This is a genomic window from Nocardioides luteus, assembly GCF_000960475.2.
Taxonomy (GTDB): Bacteria; Actinomycetota; Actinomycetes; order Propionibacteriales; family Nocardioidaceae; genus Nocardioides; species Nocardioides luteus_A.
Genome location: NZ_JZDQ02000021.1, coordinates 19,652 through 41,050, shown reverse-complemented (window position 1 = coordinate 41,050; position 21,399 = coordinate 19,652). Strand labels below are relative to the sequence as shown.

Annotated in this window: 24 protein-coding genes; 8 read left to right on the top strand and 16 right to left on the bottom strand. The window is 71.2% G+C overall.

Features of this window, described 5'->3' with window-relative positions:
* Positions 1-14: 14 nt before the first annotated feature.
* Entirely contained in the window at positions 15-701 is a 687-nt protein-coding gene (locus tag UG56_RS15665) for a TetR/AcrR family transcriptional regulator (protein WP_218145226.1), read from the top strand.
* A gap of 3 nt (positions 702-704) precedes the next feature.
* On the opposite strand, the gene UG56_RS15660 is transcribed toward UG56_RS15665, so the two are convergent.
* Together UG56_RS15660 and UG56_RS15655 are read right to left on the bottom strand one after the other, a co-directional pair.
* Positions 705-2,159 carry a dihydrolipoyl dehydrogenase family protein gene (locus UG56_RS15660; RefSeq protein ID WP_045548691.1) on the bottom strand — a complete coding sequence of 485 codons (1,455 nt, stop codon included), beginning with the start codon at positions 2,157-2,159 and terminating at the stop codon, positions 705-707.
* A 1-nt stretch (position 2,160) separates the two neighbouring features.
* Entirely contained in the window at positions 2,161-2,733 is a 573-nt protein-coding gene (locus UG56_RS15655) for a hypothetical protein (protein WP_045548690.1), read from the bottom strand.
* 140 nt (positions 2,734-2,873) lie between these two features.
* On the opposite strand from UG56_RS15655, the gene UG56_RS15650 reads away from it, so the two are divergent.
* A complete protein-coding gene (locus tag UG56_RS15650) occupies positions 2,874-3,437 on the top strand; it encodes a TetR/AcrR family transcriptional regulator (protein WP_045548689.1) in 564 nt (187 codons plus the stop codon).
* 13 nt (positions 3,438-3,450) lie between these two features.
* On the opposite strand, the gene UG56_RS15645 is transcribed toward UG56_RS15650, so the two are convergent.
* The 6 genes from UG56_RS15645 to UG56_RS15620 form a co-directional block, all read right to left on the bottom strand.
* Complete coding sequence (locus UG56_RS15645; protein ID WP_045548688.1) at positions 3,451-4,377, bottom strand: ABC transporter substrate-binding protein; 927 nt, start codon at positions 4,375-4,377, stop codon at positions 3,451-3,453.
* A 28-nt stretch (positions 4,378-4,405) separates the two neighbouring features.
* Positions 4,406-5,119 (bottom strand): ABC transporter permease, encoded by a 714-nt coding sequence (locus tag UG56_RS15640; protein WP_045548710.1) that lies wholly within the window; start codon positions 5,117-5,119, stop codon positions 4,406-4,408.
* Positions 5,116-5,772 (bottom strand): ABC transporter permease, encoded by a 657-nt coding sequence (locus UG56_RS15635; protein WP_045548687.1) that lies wholly within the window; start codon positions 5,770-5,772, stop codon positions 5,116-5,118. Before UG56_RS15635 ends, UG56_RS15640 begins: the two co-directional genes overlap by 4 nt.
* Complete coding sequence (locus tag UG56_RS15630) at positions 5,769-6,830, bottom strand: ABC transporter ATP-binding protein (protein WP_045548686.1); 1,062 nt, start codon at positions 6,828-6,830, stop codon at positions 5,769-5,771. The genes UG56_RS15635 and UG56_RS15630 overlap by 4 nt, the downstream gene beginning before the upstream one ends.
* 218 nt (positions 6,831-7,048) lie before the next feature.
* Positions 7,049-7,582: a cysteine dioxygenase gene (locus UG56_RS15625; RefSeq protein WP_045548685.1), complete on the bottom strand. Its 534-nt coding sequence runs from the start codon at positions 7,580-7,582 to the stop codon at positions 7,049-7,051.
* Positions 7,579-8,466: an amidohydrolase gene (locus UG56_RS15620; RefSeq protein WP_071327122.1), complete on the bottom strand. Its 888-nt coding sequence runs from the start codon at positions 8,464-8,466 to the stop codon at positions 7,579-7,581. The genes UG56_RS15625 and UG56_RS15620 overlap by 4 nt, the downstream gene beginning before the upstream one ends.
* 65 nt (positions 8,467-8,531) lie before the next feature.
* On the opposite strand from UG56_RS15620, the gene UG56_RS15615 reads away from it, so the two are divergent.
* The gene (locus UG56_RS15615) at positions 8,532-9,545 is read left to right on the top strand and encodes an NADP-dependent oxidoreductase (RefSeq protein ID WP_045551976.1); all 1,014 of its coding nucleotides are present in this window, start codon (positions 8,532-8,534) and stop codon (positions 9,543-9,545) included.
* Positions 9,546-9,551: 6 nt separating this feature from the next.
* Here the strand turns inward: UG56_RS15615 and UG56_RS15610 are convergent, their stop codons facing one another.
* Complete coding sequence (locus UG56_RS15610; protein WP_084101114.1) at positions 9,552-10,976, bottom strand: lytic murein transglycosylase; 1,425 nt, start codon at positions 10,974-10,976, stop codon at positions 9,552-9,554.
* Positions 10,977-11,168: 192 nt separating this feature from the next.
* Between UG56_RS15610 and UG56_RS15605 the strand changes: the two genes are divergently transcribed.
* The 5 genes from UG56_RS15605 (at position 11,169) to UG56_RS15585 (ending at position 14,966) form a co-directional block, all read left to right on the top strand.
* A complete protein-coding gene (locus tag UG56_RS15605; RefSeq protein WP_143055060.1) occupies positions 11,169-11,939 on the top strand; it encodes a hypothetical protein in 771 nt (256 codons plus the stop codon).
* A complete protein-coding gene (locus tag UG56_RS15600) occupies positions 11,936-12,664 on the top strand; it encodes an SDR family NAD(P)-dependent oxidoreductase (RefSeq protein WP_256206663.1) in 729 nt (242 codons plus the stop codon). The genes UG56_RS15605 and UG56_RS15600 overlap by 4 nt, the downstream gene beginning before the upstream one ends.
* A 57-nt stretch (positions 12,665-12,721) precedes the next feature.
* A complete protein-coding gene (locus UG56_RS15595; RefSeq protein ID WP_256206662.1) occupies positions 12,722-13,081 on the top strand; it encodes a DoxX family protein in 360 nt (119 codons plus the stop codon).
* Positions 13,082-13,145: 64 nt separating this feature from the next.
* On the top strand, positions 13,146-13,916 hold the full coding sequence (locus tag UG56_RS15590; RefSeq protein WP_256206661.1) for a glycerophosphodiester phosphodiesterase: 771 nt from the start codon (positions 13,146-13,148) through the stop codon (positions 13,914-13,916).
* 111 nt (positions 13,917-14,027) lie between these two features.
* Entirely contained in the window at positions 14,028-14,966 is a 939-nt protein-coding gene (locus tag UG56_RS15585) for a DUF5926 family protein (protein ID WP_084101135.1), read from the top strand.
* Between the two features lie 97 nt (positions 14,967-15,063).
* On the opposite strand, the gene UG56_RS15580 is transcribed toward UG56_RS15585, so the two are convergent.
* The 7 genes from UG56_RS15580 to larB all read right to left on the bottom strand — a co-directional run bounded on the left by UG56_RS15580 (position 15,064) and on the right by larB (position 21,397).
* Complete coding sequence (locus UG56_RS15580) at positions 15,064-15,948, bottom strand: AraC family transcriptional regulator (protein WP_045551269.1); 885 nt, start codon at positions 15,946-15,948, stop codon at positions 15,064-15,066.
* Positions 15,949-16,031: 83 nt separating this feature from the next.
* Entirely contained in the window at positions 16,032-16,970 is a 939-nt protein-coding gene (locus tag UG56_RS15575) for an adenylate/guanylate cyclase domain-containing protein (RefSeq protein ID WP_052694099.1), read from the bottom strand.
* Positions 16,971-17,050: 80 nt separating this feature from the next.
* Positions 17,051-17,422 (bottom strand): cyclic nucleotide-binding domain-containing protein, encoded by a 372-nt coding sequence (locus UG56_RS15570; protein ID WP_045551271.1) that lies wholly within the window; start codon positions 17,420-17,422, stop codon positions 17,051-17,053.
* Between the two features lie 62 nt (positions 17,423-17,484).
* Positions 17,485-18,684, bottom strand: coding sequence for an arginine deiminase (locus tag UG56_RS15565; protein ID WP_045551272.1), 1,200 nt, complete (start codon positions 18,682-18,684; stop codon positions 17,485-17,487).
* A gap of 25 nt (positions 18,685-18,709) precedes the next feature.
* Positions 18,710-19,312 carry a TMEM165/GDT1 family protein gene (locus UG56_RS15560; RefSeq protein ID WP_045551273.1) on the bottom strand — a complete coding sequence of 201 codons (603 nt, stop codon included), beginning with the start codon at positions 19,310-19,312 and terminating at the stop codon, positions 18,710-18,712.
* Between the two features lie 109 nt (positions 19,313-19,421).
* A complete protein-coding gene (gene larC / locus UG56_RS15555) occupies positions 19,422-20,723 on the bottom strand; it encodes a nickel pincer cofactor biosynthesis protein LarC (RefSeq protein WP_045551274.1) in 1,302 nt (433 codons plus the stop codon).
* Positions 20,720-21,397, bottom strand: a complete 678-nt coding sequence (larB, locus tag UG56_RS15550; RefSeq protein ID WP_071327118.1) for a nickel pincer cofactor biosynthesis protein LarB — start codon at positions 21,395-21,397, stop codon at positions 20,720-20,722. Before larB ends, larC begins: the two co-directional genes overlap by 4 nt.
* Positions 21,398-21,399 lie beyond the last annotated feature (2 nt).

The window sequence follows — 21,399 nt, the reverse complement described above, 5'->3', positions numbered from 1 at the left end:
TCAATATGACCTGTATGACACCTCCGAGGCAGCGATCCGTACGCCGGGCCGATGCACTGTCGACGGACCGGATCGTCGAGGCGGCGATCGAGATCCTCGACGCCGAGGGCGAGCGCGGCCTGACCTTCCGTGCGCTCGCGGCGCGACTGTCGACCGGGGCCGGGGCGATCTACCACCACGTGGCGAGCAAGGAGGAGCTGCTCACCGAGGCCACCACCGGTGTCATCGAGCGAGTCCTGGCCGACGTGCCCGACAGTGCCACGCCGGAGGAGGGCGCCCGAGCCATCACGCTCATTGCGCTCGGCATGTTCGACGCGATCGACGAGCATCCCTGGGTCGGTGCGCACCTCCCGGTGGTGCCGTGGCAACCGGGGATGGTGCGCCTCTTCGAGAGTATCGGTGGCCGTCTGGACTCCCTCGGCGTCCCCGAATCCGCCCAGTTCAACGCCGCCTCGGCGCTGCTCAACTACATCCTCGGTGTCGCGGCCCAGAACGCCGCCAACGCCCGCACCCGGGTTGCCGGGGCGGGCCGCGAGGAGTTCATGGCCGAGACGGCCGACCGCTGGGAGCAGCTGAGCCCTGCGTCGTACCCCTTCCTTCATCGGGTCGCGAGACAGCTGCGCCACCACGACGACCGGGAGCAGTTCCTCGCCGGGGTCGATCTCGTCCTGGCCGGCCTCGCCGCCGGCCAGGACGGTTAGCCTCTAGCGATCGCGCCCGGCGGTCTCGAGCAGACGGAGCCAGATCTCGCTGATCGTCGGGTAGGCGGGGACCGCGTGCCAGAGGCGGTCCAGCGGGACCTCGCCGACGATCGCGATCGTGGCCGCGTGCAGGAGCTCGGAGATGTCGGGGCCGACCGCGGTGAAGCCGACCAGCACCTTGCGCTGCTCGTCGATGACCATCCGCGCCTGGCCGTGGTAGCCGTCCGCGTGGAGCGATGCGCCGGCGACCGAGCCGAGGTCGTAGTCGACGACGCCGACCTCGATGCCGGCCGCCTCGGCCGACTCGGCGGAGTGTCCGACGGCGACGACCTCGGGGTCGGTGAAGATCACCTGCGTGGTGGCGCGCTCGTCGGCGGTGGCGGCGTGACGCCCCCACACGCTCAGGTCGGGCTCCTCGCCGCGGGCCTTGGCCGCGATCAGGTCGCCCAGCGCTCGGGCCTGGTACTTCCCGTGGTGGGTCAGCAGCGCTCGGTGGTTGACGTCACCGGCGGCATAGAGCCAGCCGGCCTCCAGCTGTCCGTTGTCGTCGATCACCGCCAGGGCGTCGTCGACCTTCAGCCAGCTGCCGGGCTCGAGGCCGACCTGCTCGAGCCCGAGGTCCTTGGTGCTCGGCACCCGGCCGGTGGCGACGAGGACCTCGTCGGCGGTCACCTCGGTGCCGTCGGAGAGGGTCAGGTGCACCTCGCCGGAGTCGTCGCGCCGGACCTCGTCCGCGCCGAGGTCGAGATGAAGCGTGACCCCGTATGTCCGGAGTGCCTCGGCAACCTGCTCGCCGGCGAACTTCTCGACGCTCGGCAGGAGCCGGGTGCGCGAGATGAGGGTGACCTGGGACCCGAGGGCGCTGTAGGCGGTCGCCATCTCGGCGCCGACGACCCCGCCGCCGATGATCGCCAGGCGCTCGGGGACGGACTGGGCGCCGGCTGCCTCGCGGTTCGTCCAGGGGCGGGCCTCCTCCAGCCCCGGGATCGGCGGGATGAGGGCAGCGCTGCCGGTCGCGACGACCACGGCGTGGCGTGCTTCCAGGTCGGTGGTCGTGCCGTCGGAGGCGGTGACCGTGACCGTGCGGGTGCCGGTGATGCGCCCGTGTCCGCGAATCAGGGTGATCCCGGCCCCGGTCAGCCACTCGACCTGACCGGCGTCCTTCCAGTGGGAGGTGAACTCGTCGCGCCGGGCGAACACGGCGGCGGCCTCGAGCGTGCCGGTGACCGCCTGGCCGGCGGCCGGAAGGGCGCGGGCGGCACGCAGCGCGGCCGCGTCCCGGAGCAGTGCCTTCGTCGGCATGCAGGCCCAGTAGGAGCACTCGCCACCGACGAGCTCGCGCTCGACGATCGCCGCGGTCAGGCCGCCCTGAACGGCGCGGTCGGCGACGTTCTCGCCGGTCGGGCCGGCGCCGATGATGATGACGTCGACGGTGAGATCTTGGCTGGTGCTGGTCATGTCAGTTGACCTTACTCGCGCGCTGGCGCAGCCGGATGGCAGAGATGAGGAAGAAGATGCCGCCCAGGGTGGCGTAGCCCGCCAGGCCGGTGAGCGACGCCTTCGGGCCGGCGGCCATCAGGATGAACCCGGTGCCGGCGAAGGTCGAGATCCCGCCGCTGAGGATCATCGCCCACTGGCCACCGAGGCGATAGCGCCGCACGGCGACGAAGAGCTGGACCAGGCCGGCCGTGATGGCCCAGGCGCCCCAGACGCGGAGGACGCCCGGGATGCCGGAGGCCGCGGCGACGGCGACACCCACCGCGGTGAGCAGGCTGAGCGCCATGTTGACGTAGAGCAGGACGCGCGGTCCGCTGGCGCCCGAGGTGCGGAAGTCGACCACGGCGGCCACCACGTCGAACAGCGGATAGATCACCAGGAGCGCGATGCTCACCGGGCCGAGCGTCGAGGCGGTGAGGGCGACCAGGACGGCCCAGACGATCGCGAACCCGAAGCGGACGAAGTAGAGCTTCGGCAGCCCGCCGGAGGGGGTGTTCAGTGTGCCGGAGCGGCCGGCCTCAACGGAGGTGGACATCGGATCCCTTTCTCGGGTCAAGCCAGGAGATAGAACGGTCGTTCTACCTGATTCGAGAGTGTGCACCAGCCTTCCGACAAATGCAAGACCGATCGTTCTGTCTGCTACCGTCGAGACAACGAGAACGAGAGGATTGACGGATGTCCGAGGCCCGGGACCGACTGCTCAGCGCGGCAAGCCGGCTCTTCTACACCGAGGGTCTGCACTCGGTCGGCGTCGATCGCGTGATCGCCGAGGCGCAGGTCACGCGGGCGACGCTCTATCGCCATTTCCGGAGCAAGGACGAGCTCGTCGTGGCGTACCTGACGCAGGCCGACGAGGCGATCCGGGCGCGCCTCGAGGCTGCCCGGGCGGAGGTGGCGGACCCCGACGACCTCATCCGGGCCGTCGGCCGGTCGATCGCCGACGACATCCGGAGCGAGGGGTTCAGGGGCTGCGCGTTCCTCAACGCCGCGGCCGAATACCCGGACCCGGAACACGTGGTGCATCAGGCGGTGCTCGAGCACCGGCAGTGGTTCCTGAGCACGGTCACCGAGCTCTTCGCGAAGACGGGGAAGCCCGACTCGGACTTCGCCGGACGTCACTTTGTCATGCTGCGCGACGGTGCCATGGCGGCCGGCTGCCTCACCGATCCCGCCCCCGTCTGCGAGACCTTCCTGCGTGGTCTCGAGGGACTGCTCGCCTACCGCAGCGGACTGGGGTAGGCGAGCAGCGGCGTCACTTGATGCCGTTGTCGGCGAGGAACTCCTTCGCGACGGTGGCCGGGTCGGCCTTGTCGACCTGGACCTTCGCGAGGGCCTCGGTCAGGTTCTCGGTGGTCAGGGCCTCGGAGACCGCGTTGAGCGCGGACTCGGCGTCGCCCGTGAGCGCCTCGGAGCGGATCAGCGGGACGACGTTCTGGGAGAGGAAGAGGTTCTTCGGGTCCTCCAGGACGACCCAGCCGTTGGTGGGGATCGCGGAGTCGGTGGAGAAGACGTTGGCGACGTCGATGTCACCCTTCTTCAGCGCGCTGGTCGTCAGCGGACCGCCGGCGTCGAGCGGCTTGAACTCCTTGAACGTGACCCCGTAGACCTCGTCGAGACCGAGCAGGCCCTGGTGGCGCTCCTTGAACTCCGGGGCGCCGCCGAGGGTGAGGTTCTTCGCGACCGGCGCGAGGTCCTCGATGCTCGTCAGGGAGTACTTCGCGGCCGTCTCCTTGGACACGGTGAGGGTGTCCTTGTCCTCGGCCTCCGACTGCGGCAGGGTCTCGCTGCCCTCCGGCAGCACGTCCTGAAGAGCCTCGTAGACGTCCTCGGGGGCGGAGACGTTCTCCGGCACGCCGTCCGGCTTCAGGTAGGCCAGCAGCGCTCCGTTGTATTCGGGCAGCAGGTCGATGTCACCGCTCTTGAAGGCCTCCATGTAGACCTCGCGGGAACCGATGTTGGGCTTGGTCTTGACCTTGACGCCCTCGGACTCGAGAGCCTGGGCGTACATCTCCATGAGCAGCTCGCTCTCGGGGAAGTTGGCGGAGCCGACGACGATCGTGTCGCCGCCCGAGCCGGAGTCGGATCCGGAGTCGAGCGGGTCACCGCCGCAGGCGGTCAGGCTGCCTGCCACGGCGAGCGTCGCGAACAGGTACGCGGTGGTGCGGGTTCGGCGGGACATCGATATACCTCTCGGGTTGCTGGGTTGATCAGCCGGCGCCAGCGGGTCGGCCGGCGGGGCGGGCGGTGGTGGGACGGTTGCCGGCGCCGCGGCCGTCGACGCCGGGCGAGACGAGGAGTCGCTGTGCCCCGGCGAGCGCCAGGTCGATCGCGACGGCGAGCACGGCGAGCACGATCGCGCCCGCGACCACCTTGTCGTACTGGAGCGTCGCCAGGCCGTCGAAGAGGTAGCGGCCGAGACCGCCGAGACCGGCGTACGCGGCGATGGTCGCGGTCGAGACGACCTGGAGGGACGCGTTGCGCAGGCCGCCGATGATGATCGGCATCGCGATCGGGACCTCGACGCGCCAGGCGATCTGGGCCTCGGTCATGCCCACCCCGCGCGCGGCGTCGACGGTCTCGTCGGCGACGGACTGGATGCCGGCGTACGTCGTGGCCAGGATGGGCGGGATGGCGAGCACGACCAGGGCGAACGTGACCGGGACCAGGCCGATCCCGACCAGGGCGAGCGCGAGCATGAGTACGCCCAGGGTCGGCAGCGCGCGGCCGGCGTTGCCGAGGTTGATGGCGACCAGCGCACCACGGCCGGTGTGGCCGATCAGCAGCCCGATCGGGAACGCGATCACGGCCGCGATCACCAGCGCGAGGAAGGTGTAGCCGAGGTGCTCGAGGATGCGCTGAGGGAAGCCGTCGGGGCTGGTCAGCGACCAGTTCGCGGCGTCGAGCAGGTAGTCGAGGGTCATCGGGCACCCGCTCGCGACCACGGGGTGAGCCCGCGCTGGAGGGCGACGATGAGGACGTCGGCGATCACCGCGAGCGTGACCGAGAGGACCAGGCCGATGATGATCGGCGGCAGGTAGAAGCCGAGCTGGAACCCGCGCGTGAAGAGCTGCCCGAGGCCGCCGATGCCGATCAGGGCCGCGACGCTGACCATGCTCACGTTGGCCACCGTCGCCACCCGCAGGCCGGTCAGGATCACCGGCATCGCCAGCGGCAGCTGGACGGCGAACCAGCGGCGCAACGGTCGATAGCCCATCGCGGTGGCCGCCTGGAGGACGGTGGAGTCGACCGCGTCGAGACCGTCCGCGGTCGTGCGGACGAGCAGGGCCAGCGAGTAGAGCGTGAGCGCGATGACCACGTTGAGCGGGTCGAGGACGCTGGTGCCGAGGATGCCCGGGAGCAGCAGGAGCAGGGCCAGCGACGGCACCGTGTAGACCACGCTGCCGGTGGTGAGCGCGACGTGGCGCACTGGGCCGTAGCGGTGGGCCAGGGCGCCCAGCGGCAGCGAGAGGACGAAGGCGATCGCCACCGGCAGCAGCGCCAGCCAGATGTGCTGGAGGAGCGCGGTGAGGACGTTACCGCCGTTGGTCTCCAAATAACTCCAGAGCTCGTTCACCCGGCCTCCTCCGGAGTGGCGAGGGCTGCCAGCCGCTCCCGCTGCTGCGAACGTACGCTGCCGGCCAGGTCCTCGAGGAGGACCAGCCCGTCGGCACGACCCTCGGCGTCGACCCGCACCGCAGCGCCGGCGGGCGAGAGGATGACCAGGTCGGTGACCGTACGCAGGTTGGCCCCGTCACCGAAGGTGCCCTCGGTCGGGAGGAGCCCGTCGGGACCGCGCCAGCCCAGCGGCCGGCCGTCGCGGTCGACCTCGAGGGTGAGCCCGTCGACCGTGTGGTCGACGGGCTTGAGCGCGACCTGGCTCCCGTCGGTGAACGAGAGGCCGCGGAACCCGCGGTCGCGGCCGACGAGCGAGGAGACGAAGTCGTCGGCCGGGGCGGCCAGGAGGTCGGCCGGCGGTGCGTACTGGGCCAGCCGGGCACCGTTCGCGAAGACGGCGACCTTGTCGCCGAGGCGGATGGCCTCGTCGATGTCGTGCGTGACCAGGACGATCGTCTTGCCGAGCTCGCCCTGAAGCCTGAGCAGCTCCTGCTGGAGGTCGTCGCGCACGACCGGGTCGACGGCCGAGAACGGCTCGTCCATGAGCAGCACCGGCGGGTCGGCCGCGAGCGCCCGGGCGACGCCGACGCGCTGCTGCTGACCGCCGGAGAGCTGGGCCGGGTAGCGCTCGCCGAGGTTCGCCGGGAGGCCGACGCGCTCGAGCAGCCCGCGGGCGCTGGCGCGCGCCTCACGGCGGGAGACGCCCTGCAGGACCGGCACCGTGGCGACGTTGTCGAGGACGGTGCGGTGCGGGAAGAGCCCGGCCGCCTGGATCACATAGCCGATGTCGCGCCGGAGCAGTGCCTCCGGGCGGCTGGTGACGTCGTCACCATCGATCAGGATGCGGCCGGAGGTCGGCTCGATCATCCGGTTGATCATCCGCAGCGCGGTGGTCTTGCCGCAGCCGGACGGCCCGACGAACACGGTGATCTGGCCGGTCTCGACCTTCAAGGAGAGGTCTTCCACGGCAACGGTGCCGTCCGGATAGCGCTTGGTGACGCCCTCGAACTCGATCACAGCCACCGCTCCTGTCTGTCGTTCTCCGCCTGCGGACGCCGTTGCACAAGATCCTCAGCCTGCCAGATCACGGGGAGGAACAGAAGATATTAAAGGGATGGGCAAACTCGGGTTTGGCGTCCGGCTCTCGGCCTCGATGATTGAAATGTGCCACATTCGCTGCGGCCTGTCGGTCAACCGGGACGCGGCGCCCGAGATGTCGCCGCGGCAGCGGTGGCTCAGTCCTCCAACGGACGCAGCTCGTCGGCGTAGGAGACCGAGACGCGGCGCATCACGCCTTCGTCGCTGATCGCGTACTGCCCCATCCGCCACAGCGGCGGCGAGTAGGCGTGGATCGAGGCCGAGCCGTCGACCGCGCCGCTCATCCGGTGGATGTGGTCGGGTCCGAAGCCGAAGCTGCGACCCGCGCCGATCTCCCGTTGCACGGGCTCCCCGCCGAACCGCGGCTGCTGCTCGACGACCGCTCCGTGGGTCACCGCGACCGCGCCCGAGGAGATGTCGTGGTCGTGCCAGCCGGTGTCGTCGACGGTGTTCCAGCACAGCAGCCAGACGTCGATGTCCTTGTCGCGGTAGAGCGAGACGTAGTGGCGCCCGCCGGTGTCGTGGCGCAGCAGGTGCTCCCATCGCTCGGGGTGCGCGGCGAGCTCGTCGACCCAGGCGCGCAGCTCACCGGGGGTGAGGGTGCGGCCCGGCAGGGCGGGCAGGTCCGCGGCGCTCAGGACGCTGTCGACGGTTGGTTCGGCGACGGTCATCGGTCTCCTCCGGTGAGCAGGTGGCGCGGGTTGGCGACGAGGATCGCCCGGGTCAGCGCGTCGCCGAGTCCCGGATCGGACGGTTCGGCGTACGGCCGGTCCGAGCCGTTGACCAGCGGGTCGACACCGACCACGCGCGACATCGCGTCGATCGCCTGGGTGCCGTAGGACGAGGTCTCGTAGTAGACGTGCCGGTCGATCGCGCCGAGGTGGCCGCCGCGCTGGGCGAGGCGCTCGTGGTGGAGCGGAGCCAGTCCGGCCAGCCCCACGAAGGCGATCCGCAGGGTCGGCAGCAGCGACCGGCCCGCGACGTGCCAGGAGTGCCACGCGGCGCTCTGCTGGGCGACGTACGAGGTCAGGGCGGGCCACCAGCCGGGCACGTCGTCGTCCGCCGGGTGTGGGACGGCGGGTCCCGGGTGCACGAGGACGGGCAGGTCGGCCTGCTGGGCGGTGGCGAGCACGGCGGCGAGCGCCTCCAGCGCGGACGGGGTCGCCAGCGCCGTCGCCGGCACCTGGAGGCCGTGCACGCGGTCGTGGGTGAGGGTCGCCGCGAGGCCGTCGAGGTCGGGCTCGACGAGCCCCGGCGCCGCCCACAGCCCGGGCAGGTCGTCGGCGAAGCCGTGCCAGGCGTCGAGCAGCCCGTGCGCGTCGTCCGGGGAGAGCGACTCGATCCCCAGTGGGCTGGAGAGGGACAGCAGCACGAGCCCGTCCTCCTGGGCCGTGCGCCGGGTGAGGTCGTGGTCCGCGGGGTTCACGGAGTAGGGCGGCTCGCCGTCGAGGTGGAGCACCCAGCCGTCGAGACAGGGAGGCTGCCGGCGGCTGCGCAGCTCCTCGATCAGTGCCGGCGGCCACAGGTGCTGGTGGACGTCGATCGGGCGCTTCATGGGCTAAGTCAATAAGATTAGTCGTGATTAAGCAAGCCCACCCGCCGGTGAGGCACGATGGCCGGATGACCGACACGAACACCCAGATCCTGCTCCGCGCACGCCCGGTCGGCGAGCCCACCGCCGAGGACTTCTCGATCGTCGACTCCGAGGTGCCGTCGCCCGCGGAGGGCGAGGTGCTGCTGCGTACGAAATTCCTCTCGCTCGACCCCTACATGCGGGGCCGGATGAGCGATGCGCCCTCGTACGCCGCGCCGACGGCGCTGGGCGACGTGCTCCCCGGCGCCACGGTCGCCGAGGTGGTCGAGTCGCGGGATCCGTCGCGGCAGGTCGGTGACGTGGTGCTGGCGTACGGCGGCTGGCAGTCCTTCTCGGTCGCGCCGGCGAGCCACACCCGTCGCCTCGACCCGTCCGCCGCACCCGTCTCCACCGCGCTGGGTGTGCTGGGGATGCCGGGGTTCACGGCGTACGCGGGGCTGACCCAGATCGGCCGGCCGAAGCCCGGCGAGACCGTCGTGGTCGCGGCCGCGACCGGCCCGGTGGGCGCCACGGTCGGGCAGATCGCCAAGATCCTCGGCTGCCGGGCCGTGGGGATCGCCGGCGGGCCGGAGAAGGTCGCGCACCTGACCGAGCTCGGCTTCGACGCCGCTGTGGACCACCGTGCGCCGGACTTCAAGGAGCAGCTGAAGGCGGCGGTGCCCGAGGGGATCGACGTCTACTTCGAGAACGTCGGTGGGCACGTGTGGGACGCGGTGCTGCCGCGGCTCAACAAGTTCGCCCGGGTGCCGGTCTGCGGGCTCATCGCCCACTACAACGACACCGCCGCTCCCGAAGGGCCCGACCGGGCGCCGGCGCTGATGCGGCACGTGCTCAACAAGTCGTTGCTGATCAGGGGTTTCATCCAGACCGAGTTCGTCCGTGATCACGAGGAGACCTTCCTCGCCGAGGCGACCGGGTGGCTGGCCGAGGGCAGGCTCCGCTACCGCGAGGACGTCACCCAGGGTCTGGAGAACGCGCCCGCCGCGTTCAACCGGATGCTCCGGGGTCAGAACTTCGGCAAGACGGTGGTCGAGGTCTGATCGAGCTCAGGCCGTCGGCGCAGCGTCGCCGTCGGTGGTCTCCGGCACGGTCGTCTCTCGGCTGGCGATCTCCTCCTCGGTCGCGCCCGGCTGGAGGGTCTCGTAGCCAGTGGTGCCCGCCAGGCTGCGTACGAACTCCCGCAGCGCCAGGTCGGTCGGCATCGCCGCGTAGTCCTCGAACTCGGCGATGCAGTCGTTGATGATCTGCTCCTGCATGCTCGCCTCGAGCGTGGTGCCGTAGACGTCCTCCATCGCCTTGCGGCTGGGCTCGGTCAGGGTCTCGGCCGTGGTCGCGTCGACGGGCTCCGGAGTCGGAGTCGGCGTGGGCGTCGGGGTGGGCGTCGGAGTCGGCGTGGGGTCGACCGGCTCGCTGGCCTCGCCGTCGCCGGGGTCCGTGCCGTCGGTGGGCTCGGTGCTGGGGTCGGTGCTCGGCTCGGTGCTCGGCTCGGTGCTGGGGTCCGTCGACGGGTCGGGTTCGTTGTCGCCCGAGCCCGCGGGCGGAGGCGAGACCGGGGTCTTGGTGGCACCGTCGGTGGCGTTGTCGTCTGTCTTCGGGGTGACGGGGTTCGAGGTGCGCGGGAGGACGGAGGTGCGGGGATTCTTCGAGGGGAGCGAGCCGCCGTCCACGCTGGGCGAGCCCGGGAACTCCCCGTTGCGGTACTGGTCGGCGATCTTCAGCACGGCCTCGACGTACGTGTCGCTCTGGTTGTAGCGGTAGACCGCGGCGTTGGCACCGGAGTCGGTGCTGACGTCCTCCGTGCCCGCGCAGAGGAAGGCCGCGGTGGCGACCGCGGCGTCGTCGACGTCCTGGGGGTCGCGGCGGTTGTCGCCGTCACCGTCGGCGCCGGCGAAGGTCCACGTCGACGGGATGAACTGCATGGGCCCGACCGCGTGGTCGTAGACCGTGTCGTGGTCGTAGAGGCCGTTGTCGGTGTCGCGGATCGCCGCGTAGTCGCCCGCGCCGTTGAGCTGCGGGCCGATGATCGCGGGGAGGGCGAGACCGTTGGAGTCGAGCTGGCTGCCGCTGATGCGGCCGTGGTTGCTCTCGACCATGCCGATCGCGGCGATCAGCGCCCAGTCGAGGCGGCAGGAGGCATCGGCCTCGTTGAGCACGGTGGCCGAGCGCTGGTAGGCCGCCAGGGCGACCGGTGGGATCGACAGCTCCTCGGCGTTGGAGGCGAGCCTGACGGCGTCGGTGGGGGTCAGGTTCTTCACGCCGCCCAGGCCGTTGGCGATGCCCAAGGGGTCCTGCAGAGAACCTGGGTCGGGCAGCTCGGGCTGCTGATGACCGGTGTCGAGGCTCCCCTCGGTCGGGGCCAGGACAGCGAAGGCAGCGGTCAGAGCGACGGCAGCCACGGCCCGAGGCCCGAGGCTGGTCAGCGCCGCTGTGCTGATGCTTCTGGCCCAGATTCTTCGGGGTGCTCTGGTCATGCCGGTCTCACCTCATCCACGCGTGGGGGACGTGTACGTCTCCAGAGCCTACCCAGGTATCCCGATCCGGCGCCTGGCAATAAGAAATCCGGCCTCCGGCGGTGAAACGTCAACGGTCGGGCCATCTGACGTTGGGCTGGTGTTCCCCGGTTCGCCGCCTGGTCTCACCTTGCGCCTGTCACCGTGGACGGCATGACTGAACGGACGCGTCTGTGGATGGTTCCGCTGGTCTCGGCCGCGGGTTGGGGCCTCGGTTTCCTGCCGCAGCTGGTCCAGCCCCAGCCGCTCCTGCTGGCCCCGATGGTCGCCGAGCTGGTCTCGTTCACGCTGCTCGCCGCCGCGCTCGGCGGGCTCGCTGCCGGACTGCGTCCGGACCGCCGGCTGCTCAGCGCGACCCTCGCCGGGGCCGGGGTCGTGGGTGCCGCGGTCCTGGGGATGACGTTCGCCGCGGGGCCGGCAGCGACCAGCTCCTCGATGCTGATCCATCTGATCGCGGTCGCCGCGATCACGACGGTCGCCGGCCTCGCCGCCGGGATCGCGGCGAGCCTCGGGCCGTGCGTGCTGCGGGCGCCGATGCTGGCCGCACCGGCCGTCTGCGTACCTCTCTGGCTCGACGGGATGCTCCCCGGCGAGCTGCCCTCGTCGGTCATCGACGCGCTGCTGGCGGCCGTCCTGGTGACGGTGCTCGTGACGTCCGTACGCCGCGCCGTCGATGTCGTCGCCTGGGTGCCCGCCTGGATCCTGGGCTGGGCGATGCAGACGCTGCTGACGGTGCTGGTGGCCATCGGCGTACTCATCCAGGAGGGCCGCTCGGTCGATGCCGGGCTGCTCTCCTCCCACCTGGTCTACTTCCACGAGCGCTGGAACGAGCCCGCGGTGCACTATCCCGCCGGCTGGGCGCTCGCCGGTGTCCTGGCACTGGCGCTGGTGGCGTGGAGGCTGCGTGACACGCTTCGGGTGTGACTGACTCATCCCTGCGCACCCTCATCACCGGCGGCACCCGCGGCATCGGCGCCGCGACCGCCCATCGGCTCGCCGCCGACGGCCACGACCTCGTCCTCGGTTACCTGTCCGACGAGGCTGCTGCCGCGGCGACGCGTGACAAGGTCCGGGCGCTCGGGGTCTCCTGCGAGATCGTGGCCGCGGACATCACCACCGACGCCGGGATCGCCGCGCTCTTCGAGGCCGCCGGCCCGATCACCGGCGTGGTCAACAACGCCGGTGCGACCTACCGCTATGCGCCGCTGGTCGACACCCCCGCGGACGAGATCCGGAGGACATACGACGTCAACCTGGTCGGTCCCACGCTGGTCGCCCGGGCGGCGGTGTCCGCGCTCGCCGAGGGTGGCGTCATCGTGAACATCTCCTCGGGTGCGGCGACGCTCGGGTCCCCGGGTGAGTACGTCCACTACGCCGCCGCGAAGGCCGGGATCGACGCGCTCACCAAGGGCCTCGGCCTCGAGGTCGCCTCGCGCGGTATCCGGGTCGTCGCGGTCGCTCCGGGGCTCACCGAGACCGACCTGCACGCCGCCACCGGCGACCCCGGCCGGATCGAACGGATGGCGCCCCAGATCCCGCTCGGCCGCTCGTCCTCGCCCGACGAGGTCGCCGAGGCGGTCGCCTGGCTGATGAGCGACAAGGCCTCCTACGTCACCGCGACGACGCTGCGGGTGACCGGCGGGCGGTGATGTCACAGGACGGTGGCGTACCTCGTCCTGGTTGGCATGAACATCATCTTGTGGATCGTGACCATCTTTCTGGCAGCCGGGTTCCTGGCCGGCGGCGTGGCGATGCTGGTGCTCTCGAAGGAGCGCTTCCGCAACACGTTCGACGGCTGGCGCTATGCCGATGACTTCCCGGACGGCTCCCTCAAGGTCATCGGCGTGATGAAGCTGCTGGCCGCCGCCGGGCTGGTCCTGCCCGCGGTGACCGGCATCGCGACGTGGCTGGTGCCGCTCGCCGCGCTCGGGCTGGTGCTGCTGATGACCGGCGCGGCGACGACCCGCATCATCCGGAGGGAGTGGGGCGCCTTCTACGGCGATCTCGTCTTCTGGGGCCTGGCGGCGTTCGTCGCGTTCGGACGCCTGGAGATCTTGCCGCTCTAGTGGTGTTGGTGACATCTCGCTCGTGTCGCGAGACGCGGCTCGCCTGATGGCCCACAATCTCCTCATGAGGCCCCAGGTGGTCGCGCATCGCGGCGCCAGTCATGAGATCGCCGAGCACACCCTGGCTGCGTACGTCGCGGCCCTGGACGCGGGCGCGGACGCCCTGGAGTGCGACGTACGCCTGACCATGGACGGACATCTCGTCTGTGTCCACGACCGGCATCTGCGCCGGATCGGCGCCCGCGGTCTGGTCTCCGAGATGACCCTCGCCGAGCTCCAGGCGATCGACTTCGCGGCGTGGAAGAACGGGTTCTGGGACGGCGAGGACGAGCCGCCGGACCGGGACATGCGGGGTGTGCTCACCCTTCACCGGTTGCTGAAGGTCGTGCGGGACTACGACCGACACGTCGAGATGGCGATCGAGACCAAGCACCCGACCCGCTACGGCGGGCTGACCGAGGGCCGCCTGGTCGACGTCCTCAACGACTTCGGCTGGGCGGGGCCGGGCAGTCCGGTGCGGGTGATGAGCTTCTCGTTCACGGCGCTGCAGCGGGTGGAGCGGCTGGCCCCCGGCGTACCTCTGGTCCAGCTCATCGACCGTGCCGCCAACTGGTCGCTCGTACGGCACGCGATCGGCGACGACTGGTGGCTGGGCGCGGGGATCGAGATGCTCACTGCCCACCCCAAGCTCGCCCGACGGCTGGCGTCGAAGGGCCGCAACCTCCACGTCTACACGGTCAACACCGAGGAGCAGCTCAAGCTCTGTCTCGACCTCGGCGTCAAGGCGGTCATCACCGACCGTCCGGGGTTCATGCTGGAGCTGCTCGGCCGCTGAGCCGGGGTGTAACACGCTGTTCGTAGGACTTTCCGGTCGTTCTGATGGGGCGAACAGTCCTACGAACGACGTGTTACCTGGGGCAGGGGCCCAGCAGGTTAGGGTTTGGCCGTGGCCAAGAAGACCCGAGTCAAGAACCGTCAGGCGGCTGCGGCCCCGACGGACGGTCCCAACCCGCGCGCGGCCTGCCCGTGCGGGTCCGGCAAGCGCTACAAGGCGTGCCACGGTGCCGCCGGCGGCGCGTTCGTGGGGCGCCCGTTCGAGGGCCTGCCCGGCGAGTGCGACCTGGTCGCGCTGCGCGAGCTGGTGCCCTCGGCGACGGTGTCGCTGCAGGTGAAGGGCTTCGAGTCGACCCCGGTCACGCTCGGCACCCTGCTGCCCGGCGCCGCGCCGGCGATGTCGCGCGACTCGGGCGAGGTCTGGGCCGGCCTGCAGGTGCAGCACAACTACGGCGACGTGTCGCGTGACGTGGCCGCGGCGCTGCTCCAGGCGCTCGAGGCGCGCGCTGCCGGCGAGTCCGGCATCTTCGGTCTCCCCTCCGCGCCGGGCGACGGTCCGCGGCTCCAGGACATCGTCACCAACGCGTCCCTGGACGTCACCGTCCACGAGGGCTTCGACTGGTGGCTCGCCGACGTGGAGGACAAGGGCGACTTCGAGCACGCGCTCGAGCACGCCAACGAGTCGGTGCTGCCGACCGAGCGGTTGACGTCGGTCGAGGCTGCGTACTGGACCTCGGTCGGCTCCAAGGAGCACCTGCGCTGGGTCATGCCCGAGCCCGAGGACGCCCTGCTGACCGCGCTCGCGCGGCTGCACGTTGCCGGCGACGACGTGATCGTCCCCGACGCCCGGTTCGTCGGCATGTTCCGTGCCCACGGCCTGCTCGCCCCGGTCTGGGACGTGCCGGTCGGCACCGGCGCCGAGGCGCTCGAGGAGCCGGCGGTGGCGTTCAAGAAGCTGCTCGACGAGGCTCTCGCCGACGACTCCGAGATCACCCCCGAGGTCCGCTCGGCGCGCGCCGGGCTCGCCAACCGGCAGGTCACCATTCGCTGAGGGGTGGATGCTGACCGAGTCACCTCGGTCAGCACTCACCTCCTTCGTGGAGTTCCGCGAGGGGAGCGACGATTCACCGAGTCACCTCGGTGAACATTCACCGCTCGACCGGCAACCACAGCTCGCACGACGCGTACGTCTCGGTGAGCTCGAGGTAGCGCAGGACCGACGGTCCGGGGCGGAGCCGCCAGGGGTTCGACGGGAACCAGTCGGTCGCGGTCGCGGCCCAGAGCTCCTGCAGCGCCTCCGGGTGCGGGCCGCTGGAGGCGAAGACCGCCCAGGAGCCGGCCGGCACGGTGATGACATCGAGCCCCTCCGGCACCGAGGCCTCCGGCGTGACCGCGACCCCGTGCAGATAAGTGACCATCGATCCCTCCGGCGCATCCGGCGACGGGGAGTCGGTGACCGCGAGGATGCCGCGCGGGTCGGTGTCGTTGAGCTCCTTGAGCCGGACGTGCTCCTCCGGCGCCAACGAGGCGATGTGGGCCTGGATGTGCGGATTCACGCCCTCGTAGATCAGCGGGACCTTCGCGGCGTGGCCGACGAGCCGCAGCTCGGGCAGGTCGTTGATGGTGACGTCCATCGGGGTGCTCCCTTCGACGCTCAGGCGGAACCTGAGCGTGGGTTGTGTGCGTAGCGGACCACCCGATCGGCGTACGTCGGCGGGAGCCGTCCCGTGCACCGCACGGAACGCGCGCCCGAACGCCTCGGTCGAGCCGTAGCCGTAGCGCACCGCGACCTCCAGGAGGTCGGGGGCGCCGGCCACCAGGTCGGCCGCGGCCAGGGTCATCCGGCGGCGGCGTACGTACTCGGACAGCGGCATCCCGGCCAGGGCCGAGAACATCCGGCGCAGGTGGTACTCCGTGGTGCCGTGGTCGCGGGCGACCCGGGCCACGTCCACCTCGCCGGTGAGCCCGTCGCCGAGCCCGTTGCCGAACTCTGCCTCGACCAGGTCGACCAGGGTGTTGAGCGTGCCGATCATGTGGTCCTCCTTTCGCCGTCAAGCCTGGCTCGGGAGCACCTCTCCGGGCCCGACTTTCCTGGCCGGATTCAGTCTGGTCCGGTTCAGTCGGATCGGGACCGCAGCCGGAACGCCTGCAGGCGGGAGTAGCCCTTCACACTCGTACGCCGCATCTTCTCGACCTGGAAGCCGTCGACGCCTTCGAGCGCGGCCGCCGCGTTCTCGTCGACGACGACCGTCGAGGGCCGGGCGACGGTCGTGAGCCGGGCCGCGATGTTGACCGTGGGGCCGAAGACGTCGCCGAGCCGCAGCACCACGTCGCCGTAGGAGATCCCGGCCCTGACGTGCGGGAACGCGCTGTCGCGGTCTTCTCCGAGCGTGGCCAGCTCGAGCGCGGTCCGGGCCGCGGCCTCGACGTCCTCGAAGGTGAAGAACACCCCGTCGCCGAGGTATTTGATCACCCGTCCGCCGTGCTCGACGACGACGTCGGAGCAGGTGTCCTCGAACTCCTCGACCCAGTCGACCAGCTCTTTGTCGCTGAGCCGTTTGGAGCGGGAGGTGTAGCCGACGATGTCGAGGAACCCGACCGCCAGCGGCACCGCCGACGCGTCCGCGACGGTGAGCATCCGTCGCGCCGCGCTGACCAGGTGGCGGCGCCAGACGTAGTCCTGCAGGGACTCGACCAGCGGCAGCACCTGCGCGCTCAGCGCGACCAGGTCCTCGACCTCGTCACCGCCGCGCTCCCGGGCGACCTCGGCGAGCAGCGAGGTCTGCCACTCGGCCAGGCGGGCGTAGGAACGCCCCCAGGTGCGGACGAGCGCCGCCTGCCGGTCCTCGCTGAGCACGCCGAGGCGTACGAGCTCCTGCGTCATCCGCAGCGCCTCGACATCGGCCTGGGTGAAGGCGATCTCGTCCTCGCCGGCGTGCGGGAAGCCGAGGTGGTGCCAGAGGTCCTCGGCCACCTCCATGGGCACGCCGACCGCACCCGCGACATCGGCGCGGGTCAGCGTGGGCGTCTGGCCGAGGACGAAGGACTCGACCACGGCCAGCGCCTCGGTCAGCTCGATGTCGGCCTCCCGGCTGCGGCCCGGGTCGAGGCTCTCCTCGGCCTGGTCGTCGAGGGTCAGGATCCGAACCTGTCCTTGGCGACCTTGTCCAGCGCCTTGGCGAACGACGGCATCTCGACGGAGAGCTGCTGCAGCTTGTCGGCGCTGAGGTGGATCAGGTCGAGCGGCGTGAGGGCGACGATGGAGGCCGTACGCAGCGACCCCCGCATGATCGCCGCCTCGCCGATGATGTCACCGGGACCGCACTGGGCGATCTCCTCCTTGTCCCGGCGGACCGAGACGGTGCCGTCGAGGATGATGTAGGCCTTGTCTGGCGGGGTGTCCTCCCAGATCGGCGACCAGCCCTCCGGCAGATGCACACGGGTGCCGGTGGCGCTGATGTGCGCGATCTCCTTGGGGGTGAACATGGAGAAGAACGACTCGGTCACGAGGTTTTCCTTCGGTCGGCTGTGGGGACGGTCACAAGGACAACGACTTTCCTACTGGCGAGTTATCCCAGCGGGTCGCGCGCGATCGGGCAGCTCATGCATCGCGGGCCGCCCCGGCCGGAGCCCAGCTCGGAGCCGGCGATCGCGATGACCTCGATCCCGGCGGCCTCCAGCGCTTCGTTGGTCTGGGTGTTCCGTTCATAGCCCACCACGACACCCGGTGCCAGCGCCAGGGTGTTGTTGCCGTCGTCCCACTGCTCGCGCTCGGCGGCGACCGGGTCGAGACCGGTGTCGACGTGGTGGAGCTTGTTGATGCCCATCGCCTCGGCCGCGACCTCGAGGAACGGGCGCGGGGCCGCGATGTTCAGCTGGCCGTCCTCGTCCGCCGGCGTGACGGCGTACGCCACCAGCGAGTCGACCGCGTTCGGGTAGATCACCATCTTGTCGGTGTTCACCAGCGTGGCGATCGTGTCCAGGTGCATCGTCGCGCGCTCCTGCGCGATCGGCACCGCGAGCACGGTGTGGGCGAGGCCCTCGGCGAAGACCTGGCGCGCGAGCCGCTCCGCACCGGCGGGCGTGGTCCGCTCGCCGACGCCGACCGCGACGACGCCGGGAGCGAGGAGGAGCACGTCCCCGCCCTCGACGTGCTCCAGGTGGGAGCCGTGCAGCCGCGGGCTGCCCCGGAAGCGCGGGTGGAACTGGTAGATCAGCTCGGTCAGCGCGGTCTCGCGCTTGCGAGCCGGCATCGCCAGGCTGGTGACCGTCGCGCGGTCCCGGATCCACACCGACGAGTCGCGGGTGAAGAGCAGGTTGGGGAGCGGGTCGATCAGGAAGTCGTCGTGGGCGAGCAGGCTGGTGACCAGACCGTGGCCGCCGCGAACCTCGTCGTTGCGGATGCCGGCGGTCAGGTGGTCGGTCAGCTCGGCCGGCCCGGCGTCGGCGAGGGCGCCGCTCAGGTAGTCGCGCAGGGTGTCGCCCAGGGTGAGCGAGCCGAGCACGTTGTCGAGCGCCCGCTTCCGGGCCTCGGGGACCTCGAGGGTCTCGGTGAGCAGGTCGGTCAGGTAGAGCACCTCGACGTCGCGATCGCGCAGCGCGGCCGCGAAGGCGTCGTGCTCGTCCTGGGCCCGCTTCACCCACGGGATGCCGTCGAAGAGCAGCTTGTCGTTGTTGCGCGGCGTCAGCCGGGTGAGCTCCCGGCCGGGTCGGTGGAGCATTACCGTACGCAGTCGTCCGACCTCGCTGTCGGCGCCAAGTTCTACCATGCCGCGCAGCCTAGGCGACCGTCGCTCAGGCGAACACCTCGACCAAGGTCAGGATGCCCAGTACGAGGCAGACGAGGGCTCCGAGGTAGTGCAGGACGTGCAGCTTGATGAACCGGAGCAGCGTACGTCCCAGCAGCACCGCGAGCCCCGACACGGTGAGCAGCGCTGCCCACGAGCCGACGAAGACCGAGGCCGGCTCGTGGTAGCGCGCCACCAGCGAGACGCTCAGCAGCTGGGAGAGGTCGCCCCACTCGGCGGCGAAGAGGACCATGAAGCTGGCCAGGACCTGGCGGAAGCCGCGTACGTCCTTGGCCTTCTCGGCGAACTCGCTGGCATCCTCCTCGCTCGCGATGCCGTGGTGACGGCGTCCCTCGACGAGCAGCAGCACCGCTCCGGCGAGGAAGAGCACGGCGGCGACCACGTGGATCAGGGTGGCCGGCAGGAGCGTCGCCACGCCGCCGACCGCCACGGCGATGAGCGTCTGGACCGCGAACGCCGCCCCCACCCCGAGCCACACGAAGAACGGGCGGTACTTCGTCGACAGCACCAGCGTCGCCAGGAAGGTCTTGTCCGGCAGTTCGACGACGAAGATCGCGGCGAAGGCCAGCGCGACGACGGTGATGTCCATCAGGGTTTCCGCTCCCGTTCTTTACGTACGGTCCTCATCCTCGCACCCGGCTCCGTCGGTCGAGGCGTCGCCTACGTCGGCCGAAGCGTCGCTTGCGCTGGTCGAGGCGTCACTGAGATGCCCGGTCGGCCGACGGGCGTGACGCCTCGGCCGACGGGGCTGACGCCTCGGCAGCTGCTTTGGCTTCGGCGAGTACGTCGATCGCCGGCCGCTCGAGGGCGGAGGCCGCGCGGGCGACGTCGTCCCACTCGGGCTGCAGGTTGACGACCTCGCCGTCGAGGAGGGCGGCCTTGACGGCGATCGGGTGTCCGCCGACGGTCACGGTCCGCATCTCGCGGGGCAGCGCTTGCTTGACGACCTCGTGCTCGCGTACGCCGATCGTCGAGGTCTCCCGGAAGAACACCCGCCGGACCGCGTCGGCGGCCGCGGGAGAGGTGAGGGCGTGGAGCGTGTAGGCCGGGCGGCCCTTCTTCATCAGGATCGGCGTGACCCAGGCATCGCGTGCGCCGGCGGCGAGGAGCGAGTCGAGCGCCCCCGGGATCAGCCGCGGCTCCAGATCGTCGATGTTCGCCTCGATGACGAGCTCGGTCGGCGCACTTTCCCGCCATGGCGGGAAGATGCCGTCCCCGACCGCCGGATCCGCGCGCACTTCCCCGCCATGGCGGGATTCTGCGCCCGGCCGCACCGCCGCCTCCCCGACCAGCAGCCGGATCGCGTTCGACCAGCCCTCCGGGTCGCGACCGCCGGCGCCGACCCCGACCGCGCGGGTCACCATCGGCGGCTGGTCGCGCCACGACGTGGCCAGCGTGGTGAGCAGCGCAGCACCGGTCGGGGTGCACATCTCCATCGAGGGATGCCCGGGAGGCCCCGCGAAGGAAGGTACGCCGGTGAGCAGCCGCGCCACGGCCGGCGGCGGCACGGAGAGCGTGCCGTGAGCGGCCCGGACCGAGCCGGACCCGACGGCGACCGGCGAGACGACGACCTCGGTGGCACCCAGGTGCGCGAACCCTGCACAGACCCCGACTACGTCGGCGATGGCGTCCAGCGCCCCGACCTCGTGGAAGTGGACCTCCTCGGGGGAGATCCCGTGGACGGCCCCTTCGGCGACGGCGAGGCGCTCAAAGACCCGCAGCGCCAGGTCGCGCACCGCGCCGTCCAGCGAGGCGCCGGTGAGCAGCGCACGCACGTCGGTCCAGGTGCGGTGATGCGCGGAGTCGGCGATCGAGACATGACACCGGGTCGCGGCCAGCGCGCCGCGTCTCACCTGTTCCGCGGCGAGATCGACCGGCTCGGGGGCGACCGCATCGACCGCCCCCGCGATCACGGAGATCGGCACGCCGGCGTCGACCAACGCCCCGAGCAGCATGTCCCCGGACGCCCCGGCCGACGCATCGACCCAGACGAGGCTCATCGAGCCCGCCGCGCGATCCGTGCCGCCGCGACCCCGGCCCCGTAGCCGTTGTCGATGTTGACCACGGTCACCCCGGGAGCGCACGAGTTGAGCATCGCCAGCAGCGCGGCCAGCCCGCCGAAGGAGGCGCCGTAGCCGACGGACGTGGGCACCCCGATCATCGGTACGCCCACCAGACCGCCGACGACCGAGGGCAGCGCGCCCTCCATCCCGGCCACGACGATCAGGCAGTCGGCGTCGTCGAGCCGGTCGCGTACGGCGAAGAGGCGGTGGATCCCGGCGACGCCGACATCGGTGATCCGCTCGACGCCGGCCCCATGGACGTGGGCAGCCAGCGCCGCCTCGGCCGCGACCGGCCCGTCGGACGTCCCGGCGGCCACGACGCAGACGCGGCCCTGCGGGGTCGGCAGCGGCCCGAGCGTGACGGCACGGGCCTCGGCATCATGGACAGCCGACGGCAGCTCGGCCGCGACGAGGGCAGCTGCCTCGGCGGAGACCCGGGTGGCCAGGACCGCGCGCGTGGGGTGCGCGTCGTGCAGGCGGGCCAGGATCGCGACGACCTGCTCGGGGGTCTTGCCGTCGGCGTACACGACCTCCGGGTCACCCGTGCGCCGCTCGCGGTCGAGGTCGACGCGGGCGAAGCCGAGGTCTGCGGTCGGCTGGTCGTCCCGCATCG